The organism is Derxia lacustris (assembly GCF_002105195.1).
Classification (GTDB): Bacteria; Pseudomonadota; Gammaproteobacteria; order Burkholderiales; family Burkholderiaceae_E; genus Derxia; species Derxia lacustris.
This window is the reverse complement of sequence record NZ_MUHU01000001.1, coordinates 404,981-426,194: the sequence shown is the minus strand read 5'-3', so window position 1 is coordinate 426,194 and position 21,214 is coordinate 404,981. Positions and strand designations below refer to the sequence as shown.

Genomic DNA, 21,214 nt, shown 5'->3' with positions numbered 1-21,214 from the left:
CCGCCGAGATGCCCAGCATGTATCCCGACGGCGAGTACGACCTGGCCGGCTTCGCGGTCGGCGCGGTCGAGAAGAGCAAGATCATCGACGGCAAGAGCATCGTGCCGGGCGACGTGGTGCTCGGCCTGCTGTCGAGCGGGCCGCATTCCAATGGCTATTCGCTGGTGCGCAAGATCATCGAGCGCGCCGCGCCCGACCTGGACGCCGATTTCCACGGCCAGCCGCTCGGCCACGCACTCATGGCGCCGACGCGCATCTATGTGAAGTCGGTGCTCGCCGCGCTCGCAGCCCACGGCGCGGCGATCAAGGGCCTGGCCCACATCACCGGCGGCGGCCTGACCGAGAACGTGCCGCGCGTGCTGCCCGACACCACGCGCGCCGCGCTCGACAAGGCATCGTGGTCGCGTCCGCCGGTGTTCGACTGGCTGCAAGCCAATGGCAACGTCGCCGACGACGAGATGCATCGCGTGTTCAATTGCGGCATCGGCATGGTCATCGTGGTGGCGCCGGCCGATGCGGCCGCCGTCAGTGCGACGCTCGCGGCCGGTGGCGAAACCGTGTTCACCATCGGACGGATCGAGCCTGCTGTGGCCGGCGTCGCGCCGACGACCGTAATCTGAGCGCCAGTTTTATCGCCCGTTCGGGTGAATTTGCCGGTCTGCGACCGGCAGCGCACCGGCGCAATGCCGGTGCTCGGCAAGCCTCCCGGCCTGCCCGAAGCCCGGATGAAGACAATTTTCTCCGGGTGTTCTGGATCAGTTAGTCATCCGTGGGATGCCGCTGCGCAGCATGAGTTCCGTGGCAGCGACCTGCGTCGCTGCCGATCCCAACGGAGCGGCGTGTGGACAAGCGGGCAACCTCGAAGCAGACGACGGAAGGCGCAAACGCGCAGCCGTCACTCGTTTCGCAGCTGATTCGCGACGGTCTCGCGCAGCTGCCGGCCCGCATCCGCCGCCAAGCTGTCGATGCGCAGCACATCCGGCATTCCGCGCAACCACGTGAGCTGGCGCTTGGCCAGCTGGCGGGTCGCCGCGATGCCGCGTGCGCGCAGTTCAGCCAGATCGAAGTCGCCATCGAGGTAGGCCCAGGCCTGCCGGTAGCCAACAGCGCGGATCGCGGGCAGGTCGGGATGCAGTTCGGGCCGGTCGCGCAGCGCGCGCACCTCGTCCACGAAGCCGGCCTCGAGCATGACGTCGAAGCGCTCGGCGATGCGCCGGTGCAGCACCGCGCGATCCGAGGGTTCGAGCGCAATGCGCAGCACCCGGCCCAGGCCGGCGTCGCGCTGCGTTTCGCGTTCGCGGCGCGCCTGCTCGAACCAGTCGGTAAGCGTGCGTCCGCTGATGCGATGCACTTCGAGCGCGCGCTGGATGCGCTGGGCGTCGTTGGGTTGCAGCCGGGCGGCCGTGGCCGGATCGATGCGGGCCAGTTCGCAGTGCAGTGCCGGCCAGCCGAGTGCCGAGGCCTTGGCGTCGAGCTCGGCGCGGATCTCGGCATCGGCTTCGGGCAGCGCATCGATGCCATCGAGCAGCGCCTTGAAGTACAGCATCGTCCCGCCCACCAGCAGCGGCAGCCTGCCGCGCGCGCGGATCGCCTCGATGGCGGCTCGCGCATCGGCCGCGAATCGCGCCGCCGAGTAGGGCTGGTCGGGTTCGCAGATATCGATCAGGTGGTGCGGCAGCCGCGCGAGCTCCTCGCGATCGGGCTTGGCCGTGCCGATGTCCATGCCCCGGTAAACGAGCGCGGAGTCGACCGAGACGATCTCGGCGCCCGTGACGCCGGCCACGCCACCCCCGGCCAGCCAGTCCGCCAGATCGAGTGCGGCGGCGGTCTTGCCCGACGCAGTCGGGCCCATGAGGGCGATGAGCGGTCGGTTTTGTGGGTTTGGGCGGTTCATCAGGTTTTCGGAAGGCGCGCGGATTGTATCGACCGCAAGGTCCGACGTGCCGAACCCCTGGCTCACCAGGGTCATCACTGACACATCAAGGGAGATGCACATGGAAACCGGCAACAACCCCACCACCGCCTTCGTCTCGCAAGCGCTCCGGATGCTGAGCGCGAGCACGGTTCCGTCCGCTTCGCTGCCCGGCGGCGAGCGCGGTCGCGGCATCAGTCTGGGCCGGGTGGTCGAGGGTGGCGTGCCGCGCACGCATTGCTCGATCGTCGCCGACGAGCGCTTCTCGGCCCAGGCTGCCGAGCTGGCGGCCCGCCTTGCCGGCGAGCTTTCGCTGCGCACCGAGCTGCACAGCGGCAGCTTCGGCTCGGCGCCGGGCCAGGTGGTGGTGCTGTTCGTCGATGCCGACGATATCGCCACGCTGGGTGCGCTCATCACCGGCCGCCGGCTGGCCAGCCCCAACACCAGCGTGCTGGCAGTGGCCGATGGCCTGACCCGCGCCCAGGTGGCCGAGCTGTTCTCGGCCGGCGTCGGCGATTTCATCTCGGCGCGTGCCAGCGCCGCCGAATACGTGGCCCGCATCGACATCGTGACCGGCCGCACCGAGCGCGCCATGAACGGCGCCGCGCCGAGCTTCGCCTCGCTGTTCGGCAATGCCAATGGCGGCGAAGGTCGCGGCGAATCGCTGCGGCAGATCAAGACGCGCATCGTCTCGGCCTTCGAGCGCGGCTATATCGAGAGCCTGCTGCTGCGCTGCAACGGCAACATCTCGGCCGCCGCCCGCATCGCGCGCAAGAACCGCCGCGCCTTCTTCGAGCTGATGCGCAAGCACCAGATCAAGCCGGATCAGTTCCGCGCCGAGGACGAGTGAAGCCCGGGCCATGACGCTGGCTGATGCCGGCGTCATCGGCCGCGCAGGAACAGCCGGTCGAGATCGGCGAGGCTGAGTTGCACCCAGGTCGGGCGGCCGTGATTGCATTCATCGGCACGCTCGGTGGCTTCCATGTCGCGCAGCAGCGCGTTCATTTCCTCGACGGTGAGCTTGCGGTTGGCGCGCACCGCGCCGTGGCAGGCCATCGTGGCCAGCAGCTCGTTCTGGCGCTCGGCCAGCAGGCGCGAGCCGCCGGTCTCGGCCAGCTCGCGCAGCACCGCGCGGGCCAGCGCGGCGGCATCGGCCTCGCGCAGCAGCGCCGGCACCGAACGCACCGCCAGCGTGGTCGGCGACACTTGATCGAGCTCGAAACCCAGCTGCTCCAGCAGCGCGCGCGCTTCGAGCGCGGTGCCGATTTCCACTTCGCTGGCAAAGAAGGTTGCAGGAATCAGCAGCCGCTGCACCGGCAGCGCGGCGTTGGCGAGCGACCGCTTGAGACGCTCGTAGACTGCGCGCTCATGGGCCGCATGCATGTCGACGAGCACCAGTCCGGCGGCGTTCTGTGCCAGCACATACACGCCATGCAACTGGGCCAGCGCCTGGCCGAGCGGCTGTGCCTCGGTCGCTGCGGCGGCGGTCACGCGATAGGGCGCGGGCGGCTCGGCAGCCTGCGCTTGCATGAGCGGCGCGGCGGCCGGGCCGGCATCGGTCGGCGCGCGACCGAAACCGACCGGATCGAGCTGGCCCGAGGGCGCGGCGCGCCACGGTCGGTTGCCGGCGGGCCAGCTGGCGGCAGCGTCGGTCTCGGCGCGGTCGAGCACCGACGGTCGCGCCGGCAGCCGGGCCGCGAGCGCTTGCAGGTCGAGCGGCGCCTGCACCGGCGGCGGCGCCGGGCGCGGACTGACGGCGGGCGGTGCGGGCGGTGCAGTCGCCGCCGCAGGCGCGCCGCTTACCGCTTCACCCAGCACCGTCCCCGACGCCAGCGCGCCGGCCGGTCGCGCCAGCGCGCGTTGCACCGCATGAAACACGAACTGATGCACCGCGCGCCCGTCGCGAAACCGCACCTCGGTCTTGGCCGGATGCACGTTCACATCCACCAGTCGCGGATCGAGCGTGAGCGCCAGCACATAGGCCGGCTGGCGGTCGCCGTGCAGCACGTCGGCATAGGCGGCGCGCACCGCATGCGCCAGCAGCCGGTCGCGCACGAAGCGCCCGTTCACATAGAAGTACTGCGTATCGGCCCGCGCCCGCGCGGCCACCGGCAGGCCGATGGCGCCCGCCAGCGCGATGTCGCCGGCCGTCTCTTCCAGATCTACCACGCTGCGCGCGAATTCCTCGCCCAGCACCGCCACCAGCCGCGCCTGCCGGCTCGCGCCCGCCAGATTGAGCGTGGTGCGGCTGCCATGCAACAGCGTGAATTCCACGTCCGGCCGGGCCAGCGCAATGCGCCGCAGCACCTCGGCGCAATGGCCGTACTCGGTCTGCTCGCTCTTCAAAAACTTGCGCCGCGCCGGGGTGGAGAAATAGAGGTCGGTCACATCCACCGTGGTGCCGGTCGCGCCCAGGCCGGCGCTCGCGGCCGGGCCGACTTCGAGCGGGCCGTGATGGTTGTGGACCTGCAAGGCATGCGGCGCGTCGGTGGCGCGGGTGGTGAGCGCCAGATTGGCGACCGACGCGATCGACGCCAGCGCCTCGCCGCGGAAACCCAGCGATGCGACCGATTCCAGCTCGCTCAGGCTGGCGATCTTGGACGTGGCATGGCGGGTCAGCGCCAGCGCGAGATCGTCGGGCGCAATGCCGCGACCGTCGTCGCTGACGCGCACCCGCCGCACGCCGCCTTCTTCCAGCCGCACCGCGACGCGGGTCGCGCCGGCGTCGAGCGCGTTCTCGACCAGCTCCTTCACCACCGATGCCGGCCGCTCGACCACCTCGCCGGCGGCGATCTGCGAGATGAGCGCATCGGGCAGCGGCAGGATGCGGCGCGCCGGCGCGGCACCGCCGGGCGTGGCCGCCCGCTCCGAACCCTCGGCAGCGGCGGAAAAAACGGGAAACGGCAGCTTCTTCATCGCCCGATTATAGAAATCGGCGGCTGGCCGGCCGACGTCATGGCCGCTCGGTAAACTCGCCGCTCCCTTCCTGACTCCTCCAAGACCGACGTGGACCTACTCCTGCAAGCCTTCGATTTCCTCGTCCATCTCGACAAGCACATCGCCGATTTCTGGGCGGTGTACGGCGTCTGGCTCTATGTGCTGGTGTTCCTGATCGTGTTCGCGGAAACCGGCCTGGTGGTCACGCCCTGGCTGCCGGGCGATTCCTTCCTGTTCGTGCTGGGCGCGCTGGCCGGCATCGGCGGCGGGCCGGACGTGATGCTGCTGCTGGTGCTGCTGTTCATCGCGGCGGTGCTGGGCAACACCAGCAACTACTGGATCGGCCGCTGGATCGGACCGAAGCTGTTCAACAGCGGCCGCTCGCGCATCCTGTCGAAAGAGACGCTGGCCAAGACCCATGCCTTCTATGACAAGTACGGCTCGTTCACGCTGATCGTGTCGCGCTTCGTGCCGCTGGTGCGCACCTTTGCGCCCTTCGTGGCCGGGCTGGGGGCGATGCCGCACGGCCGCTTCCAGCTCTACTCGGTGACGGGCGGCGCGCTGTGGGTCGGGCTGTTTGTGGGGGCGGGCTATCTGTTCGGCCAGATTCCGGTCATCAAGAACAACCTGCCGCTGGTGATGCTGGCGGTCATCGTGCTGTCGCTCGCGCCGCTGGCGCTGCAGATGCTGCGCAGCAAGCTGGCCGGCCCGCGCGGCTGAGCAGCCTGCGCCGCCGGCCCGGCTCAAGCGCCCGCGCGGCGCGGCCGATCACTGCGCCACTGCGCGCATCTTGCTGGCGACGATGTCGGCGCCGACGCGGCGGCCGATCACCAGTCCGTCCTCCACGCCGGCGCGGAAGTTGAAGCCGAGCAGCACCTGGGCATCGGCGGCTTCGCGCGCGGCGGCGGCAAAGTCGGCAAAGCTGCGCGTGCCGCTGGCCGAAGTGCTGGTCGCGGCAAAGCTGCGCGCGCCGGCCGCGAACACGCTGTCGAGCACGGCCTGGGCGGCGCCGGCGGCGGTCACGTCGGTGGCCGGATAGCCCGGCGAGGCCGGCGTGCGGTGGTCGCTGTCGGAGTAGCCGAGCGGCTGCCAGCTGGTGTCGGCCGTGCCGCCGGCCAGATTGGCGTAGCGCACGGCGGTTTCGGGCCGCCACAGGTTGAACTGGTATTGCGCGGCATAGGACACGATCAGGCTGTCGGCGATGGCCACGTTGACCAGCGCATGCAGCCGGATGCGCGCCGCGCCGTCGAGGCCGGCATTGGTGGCGGCGATGGCCGCGATGCGGTTCCACATCGTCGGCGAGTTCTCGAACCAGAACCGCGCCTTGGCATCGTCGCCACTGGCGCGCAGCGTGGCGCAGCCCGAGGGCGCGGCCAGCGTGCTGCCGATGCAGCGCACTTCGGCCAGGTCGGTGGCGTAGGCGGTGCCGCCGAAATCGCTGCCGAAGCTGCCGCCATAGGGCGCGCTGAGCTGGCTCACATAGCCGGCCGCCGAGGTGATGGCGAACGGCGCCACCTTGCCCCAGCCCGGCACGGCCAGCTGAGTGGCGCCGCTGGTGAGCGCATAGACGCCGGCGCCGGCGGGCACGCTGTCGGGCTGCACATAGCCGGCCGGCAGGGTGTTGTCGGCGCTGGCACCGTCGCTGCCGCGCGAGGCCAGCACCGCCTGCGCGACCGCCTCGCCCAGCGCGATGCCCTTGCTCTTGGCGCTGCCGTCGGCAATCGCGGCCAGCAGCGCGGTGAAGGCCGGTTCATAGATGCCGGACTGCTCGGGCAGCGTGGCGCGGAACACCGCGCGCATCGCGGCCGCCACGGCGGCATTCGGCTCGGCATCGGGCTGCGACAGGCCGCTGTACACCAGCGGCTCATAGCTGCGCTTGATGCCGTTGAGCGTGTCGTGCGCGGCCACATAGGCGATGGCGTAGTCGCGCGACAGGCAGGCCGAGCACACGTCGAAGGCCAGGCTGGCGGCATAGGCGCTGGCCACCTGCACCGCGATGTCGTCGATCTGGCGCGCGACCGAGGCCGAGAACGGCGTGCTGGTCGTGCCGCTGGAGCTGCTGCCGCCGCTGCCGCAGGCAATCAGTGCGGCGGGGAGGAGCGCGGCGAGCAGGCGGGTCGTGAGTTTGTTCGGTGTCATCGCGGAAGGCTGGAGCGGGTTGGCCGGAGCCTGTGCGGTCCGGCAAGCCCGGGCAGTCTTTCACGCGGCGCGCTGCGGGTTTGTGCCGAGCAGGGGCAAAAAAAACGGGCATTCCTTCGAATGCCCGCGATCTGCCTGCGACGCCGGAGCGCGCGGCGTCAGAGCTTGGTGAGGAAGGTCTTGTAGACCATGTCGCCGATGTTGTTGCCCTGGTTCAGGCCGTCGGTGACCGCCTGCGCGAAGTGGTAGCCGATGTAGATGCGCGACAGTCCGTTCTCGACCGCCGCACCGGTGAAGCTGGTGTAGCTGCGCGTCTTGCCCGGCAGCGTGGTGCTGGTGGCGGTGAAGCTCACCGTGTTGCTGCCGATCACGCCGACCAGCACCGCTGCCGCCGCCGCGCCGCAGGCGGTGTGCACCGAGGCGTAGTCGGGCCAGGGCGGCGTGGTGTGCAGCGGCGTCCACTTGCTGTCGGCGGCAGTGGCCGGATTGCCGTCGTCGGCGGCGGCGCGGATCGCGCTGATCGGGCGCCAGAACTGGTAGGTGTACTTCACGTAGAGCGAGGCGACGCTCGCATCCGACATCGCCATTTCCAGCAGCGCATACAGCCGCGCCTTGTCCCAGTCGGTCATGGTGCGGGCATTGGCCACGCCGATGGCCAGCCGCAGCCAGGTGGTGGACGAGTTCTCCCACCAGAAGTTGGCGAAGTCCTTCTCGTCGGAGCTGCGGCAGACCGTGGGGTGGCTGTCGTCGCCGCAATCCTTGGCCGCGCCTTTGGCCTTCACCTCGGCGAAGTCGGTGGCGTAGTCGGCGGTCAGCACGGCGCTGGCATTGTCGGCGGCGCCATAGGGCCTGGGCAGCGCATAGCTGGCCACGCTGCCCATGGCGAACGGCTTCACGTCGCCCCAGCCCACCGCGAAGGCGGTCTGGTTGCTGACGCCGCTTTCGGCGAAGTCGGGCGTGACCTGGTAGGTGCCGACGCTGGCCGGCGTGGCGTACTGCTTGCTCAGTGCCGCCGCCATGCCGTCGGTGGAGCGCAGGCCGAGGATGGCGGTCGCCGCCAGCTGGCCGACGCTGACTCCGAGCGCGCGCGCATTGCTGTCGGACACGCTCGCCAGTTCGCTGTCGTAGCGCGTCTTGAGCTGGGCGCGCTTGGCCGTGAGCGTCGCGGAGCCGGTCTTCCAGCCGCTGCCGTTGGTGCCGTAGGTGACCTGGAGCTGGTTGTCGAGCACCGCGTACATCGCCGCGGCCACGGCGGCATCGGGATTGGCGCTGGCCTGGTTGAGGCTGGTGGTGAGCGCATAGCGCGCATAGCGCGCCGAGATGGCGTTGAGCGCGTCATGCGCGGCGATGAAGGCCATCGCGAAGGCGCGCGCCTCGACCGGACCGGCGATCTCGAGCTCGGACATCAGATCGATGACGAAGGACGACCAGCGCGTGACGGCCTGGGTCTCGACCGTGGTCGAGCCGGAGGACGAGCTGTTGTTCGAAACCCCGCCGCCGCCGCCGCAGGCCTGGAGGGAGAGCGCTGCGGCAGCCGACGCGAGCATGCGGCGTCGCGAGATGAACCGGTTCATGTGGTCAAAGCCTGTGAGTTCTGTGGGAGAGCAGGACCGGCAGGCTTGAACGGGGTACGACGACGCGCCTGCGGATCGGTGACAAGTCTGAGCGAGGCGGGCGTTCGCGTCGCTTACGCGCTGTTACCCGCCGACAAGCGGCACTCGACCAGCCGGGCCCAGTAGGTGGCGCCGAGCGGGATGAGTTCGTCGTTGAAGTCGTAGCTCGGGTTGTGCAGCGTGCAGGGGCCCAGACCGTGGCCGCTGTCGCGGTGATCGCCCTCGCCGTTGCCGATGAACACATAGCAGCCGGGCTTTTCCATCAGGTAGTACGAGAAGTCTTCCGCGCCCATCGTCGGCTCGCGGTCGCGGATGACGCCGGCCGCGCCGACGATCTCGGTCATGACGCCGGCGCAGAACTCGGTCTCGGCCGGGTGATTGACCGTGGCCGGATAGTTGCGCAGGAACTTCATGCTCGCGCTTGCATTGAAGGCCGGCGGCAGGCCATCGACCAGCCGCTGCATCGCCGTCTCGATGCGGTCGAGCTCGGGCGTGCCGAAGGTGCGCACGGTGCCGCGCAGCATGGCTTCGTTGGGAATCACGTTGTAGGCGTCGCCGGCGTGGATCTGGGTGATCGACAGCACCGACGGCTCCAGCGGATTGCGCTCGCGCGCGATCACGCCCTGCAGCGCCTGCGCGAGATGGACCGCGACCATCACCGTGTCCACACCCAGATGCGGCATCGCCGCATGCGCGCCCTTGCCCTCGATGCGGATGGTGAATTCGTTGCTGCTGGCCATCATCGGCCCCGGCCGCAGCGCGAAGCTGCCGACCGGCACGCCGGGCCAGTTGTGCATGCCGAACACCGCCTCGCAGTCGAAGCGCTCGAACAGGCCGTCGTCGATCATGGCCTTGGCGCCGGCGCCGCCTTCCTCGGCCGGCTGGAAGATGAAATGCACGCGGCCGTCGAACTGTCTGCTTTCGCTCAGGTACCTGGCGGCGGCCAGCAGCATGGCGGTGTGGCCGTCGTGGCCGCAGGCGTGCATCTTTCCGTCGTGGGTCGAGCGGTGCGGGAAGTGGTTGTGCTCCTGCAGCGGCAGCGCGTCGAGGTCGGCGCGCAGCGCGATGGCGCGCTGCGACGTGCCGGCCGCGAGCGTGGCAACCACGCCGGTGCCGCCGATGCCGCGCGTGACGGCGAGACCCCAGCTTTCGAGCAGCTCGGCCACCAGCGTGGCGGTGCGATGCTCTTCGTAGGCCAGCTCGGGATGGGCGTGAATGTCGCGCCGCACCGCGCACAATTGCGGTGCGATCTCGACGATGCGCGGCAGGATTCGCAGGTCTTTGGCATGCATGACGCAGGTTCCGGGCAGCGGGCGGATTGCCGGCCGGGGCGCGAAGCTTGCTCTGGCCGTCGCGGCGGATCCGCACTCGATTGATGACCCTTGGGAGTATGCATGGCGCCTGCCAGCCGATGGACGATGAAACTCGCGCTGTTCATCTGCGCGTTCGCATTCGCGCTCTTGCCGGCGCGGGCCCAGGACTTTCGCGTGGCGATGAGTTCGCCCGCCAATTCGATGGACCCGCACTGGCACAACGTGTTCGGCAACATCAACGTCAGCGAGCACATCTTCGAGGCGCTGGTAAAGCTCGACGCCGACTCGCGCGTGGTGCCCGGGCTGGCCGAAAAATGGCGCCTCGTCGATGCCAATACCTGGGAGTTCACGCTGCGCGACGGCGTGCATTTCCACGACGGCGCGCCGCTCACGGTGGAGGACGTGTTCTTCTCGCTCGACCGGCCGGCCAGCATCGTCAACTCGCCGGGCAGCTTCGCCATCTACACGCGCCAGATCACCGGCAAGGACAAGGTCGATGCGCGCACCTTCCGGCTGCGCACTTCCAGTCCCTATCCGCTCATGCTCAACGATCTGACCAGCATCTACATCGTCGAGAAGAAGGCGGTGCAGGCCGCGTCGCCCGAGGAATTCGGTAGCGGGCTCAAGGCCGTGATCGGCACCGGGCCCTACCGCTTCGTGCGCTTCGCGCGCGACGACCGCGTGGAGCTGGGCCGCAATCCGCTCTACTGGGGCACGCGGCCGCCCTACCAGAACGTGACGCTGCGCTTCATCGCCAACGGCGCGGCGCGGCTGGCGGCGCTCATGTCCAACGACGTGCAGGCGATCGAGAACGTGCCGACGCCCGACCTCGACCGCGTGCGCAGCGATCCGAGCCTGAGCTTCTTCAGCAAGGTGTCGCACCGCGTCATCTACTTCAATCTCGACCAGCGCGAGACCACGCCCTTCGTCACCGCCAAGGACGGCAAGCCGCTGCCCGCCAATCCGCTGCGCGACCTGCGCGTGCGGCAGGCGCTCAACCTCGCGATCAACCGGCAGGCCATCGCCGACCGCGTGATGTCGGGCCTGGCGCTGCCCACGATGAATCTGGTGCCGGCGACGCTGTTCGGCCACAACCCCAAGCTCGCGGTGCCCAAGCCCGACGCTGAGCGCGCGAAGAAGCTGCTCGCCGAAGCCGGCTATCCCGACGGCTTTGCCATGACGCTGCACGGCCCCAACAACCGCTACATCAACGACGCCCAGATCGTGCAGGCGGTGGCCGGCATGTTCCAGCGCATCGGCATCGACACCAAGGTCGAGACCATGCCGCTCGCCACCTATTTCCCGCGCGGCAACAAGCTTGAATTCAGCATGCCGCTGGTGGGCTGGGGCGCGCAGACCGGCGAGGCTTCGTCGCCGCTGCGCGCCATCATCGCCAGCCGCGACGAGTCGCGCGGCATGGGCACGGTCAACTGGGGCTCGTACTCGAATGCGCAGTTCGACGCGGTACTGGCCGAAGCGCTGCGCACGGTCGACGACACCAAGCGCTCGGCACTGCTGCAACAGGCCACGCAGATCGCCATCGACGATCTCGCGCTGCTGCCGCTGCATCACCAGCTCACGACCTGGGCCGCGCGCAAGGGCATCGACTACCTGCCGCGCACCGATGAGCGTACCTACGCCTTCGGCTTCCGCCCGGCGCAATAAGCGATGACCGCCTTTCTGCTGCGGCGCGCGCTGCAAAGCGTGATCGTGCTGCTCGCGATGTCGATGCTGGTGTTTGCCGGCGTCTATCTCGTGGGCAATCCGGTCGACATCCTCATCAGCCCCGACGCGACCCAGGCCGAGCGCGCGCGCACCGTGGCCGCGCTCGGGCTCGACCAGCCGGTGTGGGTGCAGTACGTGCGCTTTCTGCTCGATGCGCTGCACGGCAATCTGGGCCGCAGCTTCGTGCATGCGCAGCCGGCGGTCGGGCTCATTCTTGAGCGGCTGCCGGCCACGCTTGAGCTTGCCGTGGCGGCGATGCTGATTGCCGTCGGCCTCGGCATTCCGCTCGGACTGTGGGCCGGGCTGCGGCCGCATTCGCTTGCCGGTCGCGCCATCGTCACCGGCTCGATCCTCGGCTTTTCGCTGCCCACGTTCTGGGTCGGGCTGATGATGATCATGCTGTTCTCGGTGCAGCTCGGCTGGCTGCCCAGCAACGGCCGCGGCGCCACCGTCGATGCATTCGGAATACCGCTTTCGATCTTCTCGCTCGACGGCTGGAAGCATCTGGCGCTGCCGGCCTTCAACCTTGCGCTGTTCAAGCTGGCGCTGGTGGTGCGGCTGACGCGCGCCGGCGCGCTGGAGGCGCTGTCGCAGGACTATGTGCGCTTTGCGCGCGCCAAGGGGTTGAGCCCGGCGCGCATCGTGGGCGTGCATGTGCTCAAGAACATTCTCGTGCCCATCGTCACCGTCATCGGGCTGGAGTTCGGCGGGCTGATCGCCTTCTCCATCGTGACCGAGACGGTGTTTGCCTGGCCCGGCATGGGCAAGCTCATCATCGATTCGATCAACCTGCTCGACCGGCCGGTGATCGTGGCCTATCTGCTCATCGTGGTGACCATGTTCGTGCTCATCAATCTGGCGGTCGATCTGCTGTATTCGTGGCTCGATCCGCGCGTGCGCCTCGGCGGAGACGGCGCATGAAGCTCTGGCGTGCCTTCGCGCAATCGAAGCTCGCGGTGCTGGCCGCGCTGCTGCTGCTGGCGCTGGCGCTCGGCGCGGTGTTCGCGCCCTGGCTCGCGGCGCAGAACCCGTATGCGCTCGACCAGCTCGACATCATGGATGCCCGCCTCGCGCCCGGCGAAGAAGCAGCGGACGGGCATCTGCGCTACCGCCTCGGCACCGACGAGCAGGGCCGCGACATGGCGTCGGCCATGCTCTACGGCCTGCGCATCTCGCTCGGCGTGGGGCTGGTGGCGACGGTCATTGCGCTGGCGCTCGGCGGCACGGTCGGCATGGTGGCGGGCTATGCCGGCGGGCGCATCGAGGCGCTGCTGATGCGGCTGGTGGACATCCAGCTTTCCTTCCCGGCGATCCTGATCGCGCTGGTGCTGATCGCCATCCTTCGCCCCGGCGTGTCGAACGTGGTGATCGCGCTGGTGGCGGTGCAATGGGCCTATTACGCACGCACCGCGCGCTCGGCGGCGCTGGTCGAGCGCGGCAAGGAATACGTGGAAGCGGCGCGGGTGCTGGGGCTGTCGCCGACGCGCATCCTGCTGCGCCATCTGCTGCCCAACTGTCTGCCGCCGGTCATCGTGGTCGCAGCCTTGCAGGTGGCGAGCGCCATCGCGCTTGAGGCGACGCTGTCCTTCCTCGGCCTCGGCGTGCCCATCACCGAGCCCTCGCTCGGCATGCTCATCGCCAACGGCCAGCAATACCTGCTGTCGGGCAAGTACTGGATTTCGGTCTATCCGGGCCTGCTGCTGCTGCTCACCATCGTGGCGATCAATCTCGTGGCCGACCGGCTGCGCGAGGTGCTCGATCCGCGCGGAGGGCTGGTCGAATGAGCGCGCCGACCTTGCGGGTCGAGAACCTGTCGACCCAGTTCATCACGCGCGCCGGCGTTGCAAACGCGGTCAACGAGGTCAGCTTCGAGATCGGTCGAGGCGAGGTGCTGGGGCTGGTCGGCGAGTCGGGCTCGGGCAAGTCGATGACCGGCTATTCGCTGCTCGGCATGGTCGATGCGCCCGGCAGGATCGCGGGCGGCCGCGTGCTGTTCACCGGCCGCGACGGCATCACGACCGACCTGCGCACGCTGCGCGAGCCCGAGCTGCGTCGGCTGCGCGGCGACCGCATCGCGATGATTTTCCAGGACCCGATGATGACGCTGAACCCGGTGCTCAGCATCGAGACCCAGATGGTCGAGACGCTGCGCGCGCATCGCCGCATCACCCGTGCCGACGCCCGCGCGCGCAGCCGCGACATGCTGGCGCGCGTCGGCATTCCGGCGCCGGATGAACGCCTCGCGGCCTATCCGCATCAGTTCTCGGGCGGCATGCGCCAGCGGGTGGCGATCGCCATTGCGCTGCTCAACCAGCCCGATCTGGTCATTGCCGACGAGCCGACCACCGCGCTCGACGTGACGCTGCAAGGCCAGATCCTGGCGCTGATGCAGGGCCTGTGCGCCGAGACCGGGCTGTCGCTGCTGTGGATCACGCACGACCTGTCGGTGGTGGCGGGGCTGGCCGACCGGGTGGCGGTGATGTATGCCGGTCGGCTGGTGGAGCAGGGGCCGGTGGCGGCGGTCATCGACGATCCGCGCCATCCGTACACGGCCGGGCTGATCGCGAGCGCGCCGTCGCGCAACCGGCGCGGCCAGCCGTTGGCGCAGATCGCGGGCGCGACGCCGGCGCTGCTGAAGCTGCCTTCCGGATGCAGCTTTCATCCGCGCTGCGCGCAGGCGCAGGACGATTGCCGCAATGCCGAACCCGGGCCGACCGTGGCCAGCGCCGCCGCCGGCCGGCGCGAATGGCGCTGCTTCCATCCGGTGGGGGAGGGCGCATGACGCCGCATGACGCCAACGCGCCCCTCTTCGAGCTGCGCGACGTCAGCAAGCGCTTCACACGCAAGCCCGACTTCGCCGCCCGTCTCGCGCAACGCCTGGGCGCGACCGGCCCGGCGCCGGTGGTGCATGCGGTCGACCATGTCTCGCTCGCCATCGCGCGCGGCGAGGTGCTCGGTCTGGTCGGCGAATCGGGCTGCGGCAAGAGCACGCTCGCGCGCATGGCGCTCGGCTTGCACACGCTCAGCGGCGGCCAGCGCTTCTGGCAGGGCGACGACCTCGCCACGCTCGCCGCCACCTTGCCGGCGGCCGACTTCCGCCGCCGCATGCTCGCCATGCAGATGATCTTCCAGGACCCCTATGCCAGCCTCAATCCGCGCCTGCGGGTGCGCGATCTGATCGGCGAGGCGCCGGTCGTGCATGGCCTGGTCGCGCGCGCCGATCGCGACGACTACGTCGCCGCGCTGCTGCGCCAGGTCGGCCTCGATCCGGCCGTGATGCGGCGCTTTCCGCATGAGTTCTCGGGCGGCCAGCGCGCCCGCCTGGGCATTGCGCGCGCGCTCGCGGTCAAGCCCGAATTCCTCGTCTGCGACGAAGCGGTCGCCGCGCTCGACGTGTCGATCCAGGCCCAGGTCATCAACCTGTTCATGGAGCTGCGCGCCACGCTCGGCCTGACCTATCTGTTCATCAGCCACGACCTCGGCGTGGTGCGTCATCTGAGCGACCGGGTTGCGGTGATGTACCTCGGCCGCGTGGTGGAGCTGGCACCGGCCGACGAGCTGTTTGCCGCGCCCAACCATCCCTACACGCAGGCGCTGCTGGCCAGTGCGCCCAGGCTCGACACCGGTCGGCGCCTGAATGTCGCGGTGCAGGGCGAGCTGCCGTCGCCGCTCGCGCCGCCGCCCGGCTGCCACTTTCATCCGCGCTGTCCGCAGGCGCTTGCACGCTGCGCGACCGAGGTGCCGGCGCTGCGGCAGATCGCGCCCGGACGCGAGTCGGCCTGCCATCTCAACCCGGGCTGAGTGCCGGGCGTTGCATGCGCGCCAAGCAGAAACGCTGGCGAATACCGCAACTCACTAGGATGGTGCCGGGAGCGGCAGGCCGCTCCCGACGCGGCCGGATCGGCGCCGCGTTCCAACCGGATTCCGGAGACATCATGCAAACCAATCAACTTCGCAGTCGCGGCTCGCTGGTCGCGCTGGCGCTGGTCGCGGGCGCCTTCCAGGCCGCGCCGGCCCATGCGGTCGAGTCCTCGCGCCCGGTCATCGGCATCTGGGACACGCGCCAGCCCAATGCCCAGGGCGTGCTCGGCGGCGCCCGCGTGACGCCGGCCGACCAGGTCAATACCGAACTCCAGGCGCCGGCCAACGGCTGCTCGCTCGGCACCGTCGATGGCGACGGCTATGTGACCGCCACGCGCAAGCGTCGCATCACCATCCGCAACGGCGACATGACGGTCGAAGGCACCTACGACATCGCCGTCGCCTCGCTGCCGTTTCCGGCCTACGGCACGGCGGCCGCCAGCGGCGTGACCTATTTCCGCGAGGACAACCAGAGCGTCACGCAGTCGGCGTCCTGCACCTCTTTCCCCTACGACCGGCGCCAGGGCGGCGGCATCGCCACGCTCGCCAACGGCAGCAAGGTGCGGGTGTTCGGCTTCGGGCCGGTCGGCTACTACCGCAAGAGCGGCGTCAGCTACAACGTCGGCCGCTTCTCGGTGTTCGTGTTCGACGTGGGCGGCAGCAAGCGCAGCGGCTTTCCCAAGACCTGGCCGGTGGTCAGCGATACCGGCCTGACCATCGATCCGACGCTGTCGGGCGTGGGCGATTTCATCGGCGGCGACGGCGGCACCGATGAACTGCGCGTGGCCTTCTACAAGGACTACGCCGCCAGCACCGCCCATCCCAACGGCTACCGCACCTGGAGCTACTACTTCTACAGCCTGACCGACGGCACGCTGATCGTGAAGCGCGACATCACGGTCAACAATCCCTGATGCCTGAAGCGCGGTGACGGTCACCGCGCTTCAGGGATGCTCCCGAGTTCGCCGCCGGGCGCGATCGTGCAAGTTGTCGCCGCATGACTCGACCCATCACCCCCGGCGAACTCCCCAAGTGGGTGCCCGGCCAGTTGCTCGCCACCAGCGAAGGCCTGGGCTGGAGCGGCGTCGGCCTGCGCGCCTACCGCTACGAGGCACTCGACGTCGCAGTGCCGGCGCTGGCCGATTTCATGATCGTTTCCTACAAGCGCGGCAGCACGCAGATGGCGCGGCGCTTCGAGGGCCGCTGGACCCGGGCGCGCTGCGATGTCGGCGACATCTCGCTGCTGACCCGGGTCCAGGATTCGCACTGGCACTGGACCGACGAGATCGACGTCGCGCACGCCTATCTCTCCGACGCGCTGGTGTCGCGGATCGCCACCGACGTGCTCGAGCGCTCGATCGCCGACGTGCGTCTGCACGATCTGCTGCAGGCGCGCGATGCCGTGGTTTCCGGCATCGTCGACGACATCGTCCGCGAGTCGGGCCGGCATGCCATCGGCGGCTCGCTCTATGTCGAGGCACTGAGCACGCAGCTCGTCGTCCACCTGCTGCGCAACTACGCGTCGGTGACGTTTCGCGAGCCGGCGCAGCAAGGCGGACTGCCCCAGGCGATGTGCGCGCGCCTGACCGAATACATCGAGACGCGGCTGCATGAGGCGCTCACGCTGGAGGAGCTGGCGGGCGTTGCCGCCATGGGCGCGTGGACCTTCGGCCGGCGCTTTCGGCAGTCCTTCGGCATGGCGCCGCACGCCTATGTCGTGGACCAGCGCGTCGAGCGGGCCCGGCGCCTGCTGACGCAGGGCAAGCTGCCCATCAAGGCCGTGGCGTCCGCCTGCGGCTTCTCCGATCAGGCGCACATGACGCGTGTTCTTGGCAGCCGGCTCGGCAGCACCCCGGCGGCGCTGCGTCGCAACCCCGCCAGCTGAATCCGGCGCGCTGCCGATTCACGCCCGCGTTCAAGGTTTTCACCGGTTCGTTCAAGACCGTTGCCGAGGGGCTTTCCTACCTTGGAGCACGGCGGTCGCCCTGTGGGATCGCCCGCCCGGAGCATGCGAATGCAGCCCGGGTCGTCAGCCATTCCATGGAGGAGACAACGTGACCTTGACCCATCAGAACGCCACCCCGGCGAACGCTTCCAACCCGGCCATCCGGCTCGACGCCCTGATCGTCGGCGCCGGCGTGGCGGGGCTTTATCAACTGCACCGGCTGCGCGAGATGGGCCTGAAGGTGCGCGCCTACGACACGGCCTCGGGCGTGGGCGGCACCTGGTACTGGAACCGCTATCCCGGCGCGCGCTTCGATTCCCAGGCCGAGATCTACCAGTACTGGTTCTCGGAAGCGCTCTACAAGGCGTGGAAGCCGAGCGAGCGCTTTCCGGCCCAGGCCGAGACCGAGCAGTGGCTCAACTTCGTGGCCGACCGGCTCGACCTGAAGAAGGACATCCAGTTCGACACGCGCATCGCGTCGGCCCACTTCAACGAGGACAGCCAGCGCTGGGACATCGCGACCGACGCCGGCGAGCGCATCGACGCGCAGTACTTCATCGCCTGCTGCGGCATGTTGTCGGCGCCGCTTGCCGATCGCTTCCCGGGCCAGTCGAGTTTCAAGGGGCAGATCTTCCACACCGCGCGCTGGCCGAAGGAAGCGGTCGATCTGAAGGGCAAGCGGGTGGCGGTGGTCGGCACCGGTGCGACCGGCATCCAGGTGATCCAGACGATTGCGCCGGAGGTCGGCGCGCTGAAGGTCTTTGCGCGCACGCCGCAATACGTGATCCCGATGAAGAACCCGAAGTACAGCCAGGCCGACTGGGACCGCTGGGGCGCGCGCTTCCACGAGACGAAGCAGCGCGTGCGCTCGACCTTCGCCGGCTTCGACTACGACTTCCAGGCCAAGCCCTGGGCCGAGTCCACGCCCGAGGAACGGCTCGCCGTGCTGGAGCGGAACTGGGACGACGGCTCGCTGGCGCTGTGGCTGGCGAGCTATCCGGAGATGTTCTTCGACGAGGCCGTCAGCCGCGAGGTGTCCGACTTCGTGCGCGCCAAGATGCGCGAGCGGCTGCGCCACGACCCGGCGCTGTGCGCGCTGCTGATCCCGACCGACTACGGCTTCGGCACCCATCGCGTCCCGCTCGAAAGCGGCTATCTGGAGGTGTATCTCCAGGACAATGTCGAGGCGGTCGATTGCCGCGCGACGCCGATCGAATGCGTCGTGCCCGAGGGCATCCGGACCGCCGACGGCAAGGTTCACGAGGTCGACGTGATCATCCTTGCGGTGGGCTTCGACGCGGGATCGGGCGCCTTCACGCGCATCGACATCCGGGGCCGCGGCGGCCGCTCGCTGAAGGCGCAATGGCAGGAGGAAATCCGCTCGGCGATGGGCTTGCAGGTGCATGGCTATCCCAACATGTTCACCACCGGCGCGCCGCTGGCGCCGTCGGCCGCGCTGTGCAACATGACCACCTGCCTGCAACAGCAGGTCGACTGGATCTCCGACTGCATCGCCTACTCGCGCAGCCAGGGCAGGCAGGTCGTCGAGGCGAGCAAGGCCTTCGAGGACAAGTGGGTCGCGCATCACGACGAGACCGCCGCCGCCACGCTCGTGGTCAAGACCGACTCCTGGTACATGGGCTCGAACGTCGAGGGCAAGCCGCGCCGGCTGCTGTCGTACATCGGCGGCGCCGGCAATTACCACCGCCAGTGCGACGAGCTGGCCGCCAGCGGCTATCCCGGTTTCGAGATGCGCTGAGGAGGCGGAACCATGACCGGCAACGCCTACTACGGCCCCGACCGCCACGGTCCCTACGAGCTGTTCAACATCGGCACGCTTGCCCTCGAAGACGGCGGCGAGCTGCGCGACTGCCGTCTCGCGGTCGCCACCCACGGCAAGCTCAACGCCGCGAAGGACAACGCGATTCTGGTGCCGACCTGGTACTCGGGCACGAGCAAGATCATCGAGCAGGTCTATGTCGGCGCCGGCCGCGCGCTCGACCCGGCCAAGTACTTCATCGTCGTCGTCAACCAGATCGGCGGCGGGCTCTCGACCTCGCCGCACAACGCTGCCGGCGCTGCGTCCGGCGCGCACTTCCCGAAGGTGCGCATCGGCGACGACGTGCGCGCCCAGCATCGGCTGCTGACCGAGACCTTCGGCATCGACCGGCTGGCGCTGGTGGTTGGCGGCTCGATGGGCGCGCAGCAGACCTATGAATGGGCGGTGCGCTATCCCGAGATGGTGCTGCGCGCCGCGCCGATCGCCGGCACCGCGAAGAACACCGAGCACGACTTCCTCTTCACCGAAACGCTGGTCGAGGCCATCACCACCGACCCGGGCTTCGACGGCGGCGACTACGCCACGCCCGACGCGGTGGCCGCCGGCCTGAAGCGCCACGCGAAGCTGTGGACGGTGATGGGCTGGAGCACGGAATTCTTCCGCGCCGGCCGCTACAAGGCCTTCGGCTTCGACTCGATGCAGGCCTTCGTCGATGGATTCATGACCGGCTATTTCGCGCCGATGGACCCGAACGATCTGCTCGCGATGGCCTGGAAATGGCAGCGCGGCGACGTGAGCCGGCATGCCGGCGGCGACCTCGCGGCGGCGCTCGGCCGCATCACGGCCAAGACCTTCGTCATGCCGATCAGCCACGACATGTTCTTCGCGCCCGAGGACTGCTTCGTCGAGCAGCGGCTCATCGCGGGCAGCGAGTACCGCCCGATCCACAGCATCGACGGCCACCTCGCGCTGTTCGGCACCGATGCCGACGCCCTCGCGCAGATCGACGCCCACCTTCAGGCGCTGCTGGCCACGCCGGTCTGAGCCCGCGCATCGCAACAGGCCCGGCGCAGACCGGGCCATTGCCCCCGAACACCGAGGAGACAGCAGTGATCCGCACCACCGTGGCCGCAGCGGCGGCCGCCGCCTTGCTTGCGCCCGCCTGCGCGATGGACGTCGACGCGGGCGACTACACGACCCTGCCGGTCGGCACCAATCTGTTCGCCGCCTACTACCAGAACGCATCGCGCGACGCGCTCTACAGCCGGGGCGAGCGCGTCCCGATCAATGCGCGGCTCGACTCGCAGGTCGGCATCCTGCGCGGCGTGCATGTGTTCGATCTCGGCGGCCACAGCGCCGACGTGCAGGTGCTGCTGCCATTCGGGCGGCTCAAGGGCAAGGACGACACCGCCTCGCTCGGCTCGGACAGCGGCAGCGGCGACCTGCTGCTGGCCGCCGCGCTCTGGTTCAGCCAGCCCGGCGACCGCGTGCATTCCGGCGTCACGAGCTTTCTGTCGCTGCCGACCGGCAGCTACGACCGCACGCGTCCGCTGAACCTCGGCGAGAACCGCTGGAAGCTGACGCTGAATGGCGGCGTCGTTGCGCCGCTCGGCGACTCGCTGCTGCTCGACCTGATCGGCGACGTGACCGTGTTCGGCAGGAACGACGACGCCAACGACGGCGCCGGCGGCAAGACCGCGCTGACGCAGAAGCCGCAGCTGCAATTGCAGGCCTGGCTGCGCCATGCGGTCGCGCCGGCGCTCGACCTGCGTGCGGGCTTTTCCGACAGCTTCGGCGGCGCGACGAAGCTCGGCGGCGTCGATCAGGAGAACCGGCAGGCGACGACCAAGTTCGCGGTCGGTGGCGGCTGGTTCTTCACGCCGACGACCCAGCTGCTCGCGACCTGGGGCCGCGACCTGCATGTGCGCGACGGCTTCCGGGAGAACAACCGCGTCAACCTGCGGCTGCTGCAACTGTTCTGAGACCGGC

General features: G+C 69.4%; 18 protein-coding genes. 13 read left to right on the top strand and 5 right to left on the bottom strand.

Going from position 1 to position 21,214, the window contains the following annotated elements:
• Nucleotides 1-620, top strand: a 620-nt coding sequence (locus tag B9P64_RS01845; protein ID WP_235839865.1) for a phosphoribosylformylglycinamidine cyclo-ligase, incomplete at its 5' end; no start/stop codon positions are given.
• Nucleotides 621-895: 275 nt separating this feature from the next.
• Here B9P64_RS01845 and miaA read toward each other — a convergent pair.
• Entirely contained in the window at nt 896-1,894 is a 999-nt protein-coding gene (gene miaA, locus B9P64_RS01840) for a tRNA (adenosine(37)-N6)-dimethylallyltransferase MiaA (RefSeq protein WP_085314586.1), read from the bottom strand.
• Nucleotides 1,895-1,994: 100 nt separating this feature from the next.
• Between miaA and B9P64_RS01835 the strand changes: the two genes are divergently transcribed.
• Nucleotides 1,995-2,762, top strand: coding sequence for a response regulator (locus tag B9P64_RS01835; protein ID WP_085314555.1), 768 nt, complete (start codon nt 1,995-1,997; stop codon nt 2,760-2,762).
• 32 nt (nt 2,763-2,794) lie between these two features.
• Here B9P64_RS01835 and mutL read toward each other — a convergent pair whose 3' ends face one another.
• Nucleotides 2,795-4,828 (bottom strand): DNA mismatch repair endonuclease MutL, encoded by a 2,034-nt coding sequence (mutL, locus tag B9P64_RS01830; RefSeq protein ID WP_085314554.1) that lies wholly within the window; start codon nt 4,826-4,828, stop codon nt 2,795-2,797.
• A 90-nt stretch (nt 4,829-4,918) separates the two neighbouring features.
• Between mutL and B9P64_RS01825 the strand changes: the two genes are divergently transcribed.
• Complete coding sequence (locus B9P64_RS01825) at nt 4,919-5,569, top strand: DedA family protein (RefSeq protein WP_085314553.1); 651 nt, start codon at nt 4,919-4,921, stop codon at nt 5,567-5,569.
• A 48-nt stretch (nt 5,570-5,617) separates the two neighbouring features.
• Here the strand turns inward: B9P64_RS01825 and B9P64_RS01820 are convergent, their stop codons facing one another.
• The 3 genes from B9P64_RS01820 to B9P64_RS01810 all read right to left on the bottom strand — a co-directional run bounded on the left by B9P64_RS01820 (nt 5,618) and on the right by B9P64_RS01810 (nt 9,878).
• Nucleotides 5,618-6,988 carry a phosphatase PAP2 family protein gene (locus B9P64_RS01820; RefSeq protein WP_085314552.1) on the bottom strand — a complete coding sequence of 457 codons (1,371 nt, stop codon included), beginning with the start codon at nt 6,986-6,988 and terminating at the stop codon, nt 5,618-5,620.
• 158 nt (nt 6,989-7,146) lie between these two features.
• On the bottom strand, nt 7,147-8,562 hold the full coding sequence (locus B9P64_RS01815) for a vanadium-dependent haloperoxidase (protein ID WP_085314551.1): 1,416 nt from the start codon (nt 8,560-8,562) through the stop codon (nt 7,147-7,149).
• A gap of 113 nt (nt 8,563-8,675) precedes the next feature.
• Nucleotides 8,676-9,878 (bottom strand): M20 aminoacylase family protein, encoded by a 1,203-nt coding sequence (locus tag B9P64_RS01810; protein ID WP_085314585.1) that lies wholly within the window; start codon nt 9,876-9,878, stop codon nt 8,676-8,678.
• Between the two features lie 141 nt (nt 9,879-10,019).
• Here B9P64_RS01810 and B9P64_RS01805 point away from each other — a divergent pair, with 141 nt between their 5' ends.
• From B9P64_RS01805 to B9P64_RS01760, 10 genes are all read left to right on the top strand, one after another.
• Complete coding sequence (locus B9P64_RS01805) at nt 10,020-11,579, top strand: ABC transporter substrate-binding protein (protein WP_235839864.1); 1,560 nt, start codon at nt 10,020-10,022, stop codon at nt 11,577-11,579.
• Between the two features lie 3 nt (nt 11,580-11,582).
• Nucleotides 11,583-12,560 carry an ABC transporter permease gene (locus B9P64_RS01800; RefSeq protein WP_085314549.1) on the top strand — a complete coding sequence of 326 codons (978 nt, stop codon included), beginning with the start codon at nt 11,583-11,585 and terminating at the stop codon, nt 12,558-12,560.
• Entirely contained in the window at nt 12,557-13,423 is an 867-nt protein-coding gene (locus B9P64_RS01795; RefSeq protein ID WP_085314548.1) for an ABC transporter permease, read from the top strand. The genes B9P64_RS01800 and B9P64_RS01795 overlap by 4 nt, the downstream gene beginning before the upstream one ends.
• The gene (locus B9P64_RS01790; protein WP_085314547.1) at nt 13,420-14,421 is read left to right on the top strand and encodes an ABC transporter ATP-binding protein; all 1,002 of its coding nucleotides are present in this window, start codon (nt 13,420-13,422) and stop codon (nt 14,419-14,421) included. Before B9P64_RS01795 ends, B9P64_RS01790 begins: the two co-directional genes overlap by 4 nt.
• Entirely contained in the window at nt 14,418-15,440 is a 1,023-nt protein-coding gene (locus B9P64_RS01785) for an ABC transporter ATP-binding protein (RefSeq protein ID WP_235839863.1), read from the top strand. Before B9P64_RS01790 ends, B9P64_RS01785 begins: the two co-directional genes overlap by 4 nt.
• A gap of 134 nt (nt 15,441-15,574) precedes the next feature.
• Nucleotides 15,575-16,414 carry a hypothetical protein gene (locus B9P64_RS01780; protein ID WP_085314545.1) on the top strand — a complete coding sequence of 280 codons (840 nt, stop codon included), beginning with the start codon at nt 15,575-15,577 and terminating at the stop codon, nt 16,412-16,414.
• 83 nt (nt 16,415-16,497) lie between these two features.
• On the top strand, nt 16,498-17,385 hold the full coding sequence (locus B9P64_RS01775; protein ID WP_085314544.1) for a helix-turn-helix domain-containing protein: 888 nt from the start codon (nt 16,498-16,500) through the stop codon (nt 17,383-17,385).
• 169 nt (nt 17,386-17,554) lie between these two features.
• Nucleotides 17,555-19,204, top strand: coding sequence for a flavin-containing monooxygenase (locus tag B9P64_RS01770; RefSeq protein WP_085314543.1), 1,650 nt, complete (start codon nt 17,555-17,557; stop codon nt 19,202-19,204).
• 12 nt (nt 19,205-19,216) lie between these two features.
• Nucleotides 19,217-20,269 carry an alpha/beta fold hydrolase gene (locus B9P64_RS01765; protein ID WP_085314542.1) on the top strand — a complete coding sequence of 351 codons (1,053 nt, stop codon included), beginning with the start codon at nt 19,217-19,219 and terminating at the stop codon, nt 20,267-20,269.
• Nucleotides 20,270-20,334: 65 nt separating this feature from the next.
• The gene (locus B9P64_RS01760; protein WP_235839862.1) at nt 20,335-21,207 is read left to right on the top strand and encodes a transporter; all 873 of its coding nucleotides are present in this window, start codon (nt 20,335-20,337) and stop codon (nt 21,205-21,207) included.
• The last annotated feature ends 7 nt before the right edge of the window (nt 21,208-21,214 follow it).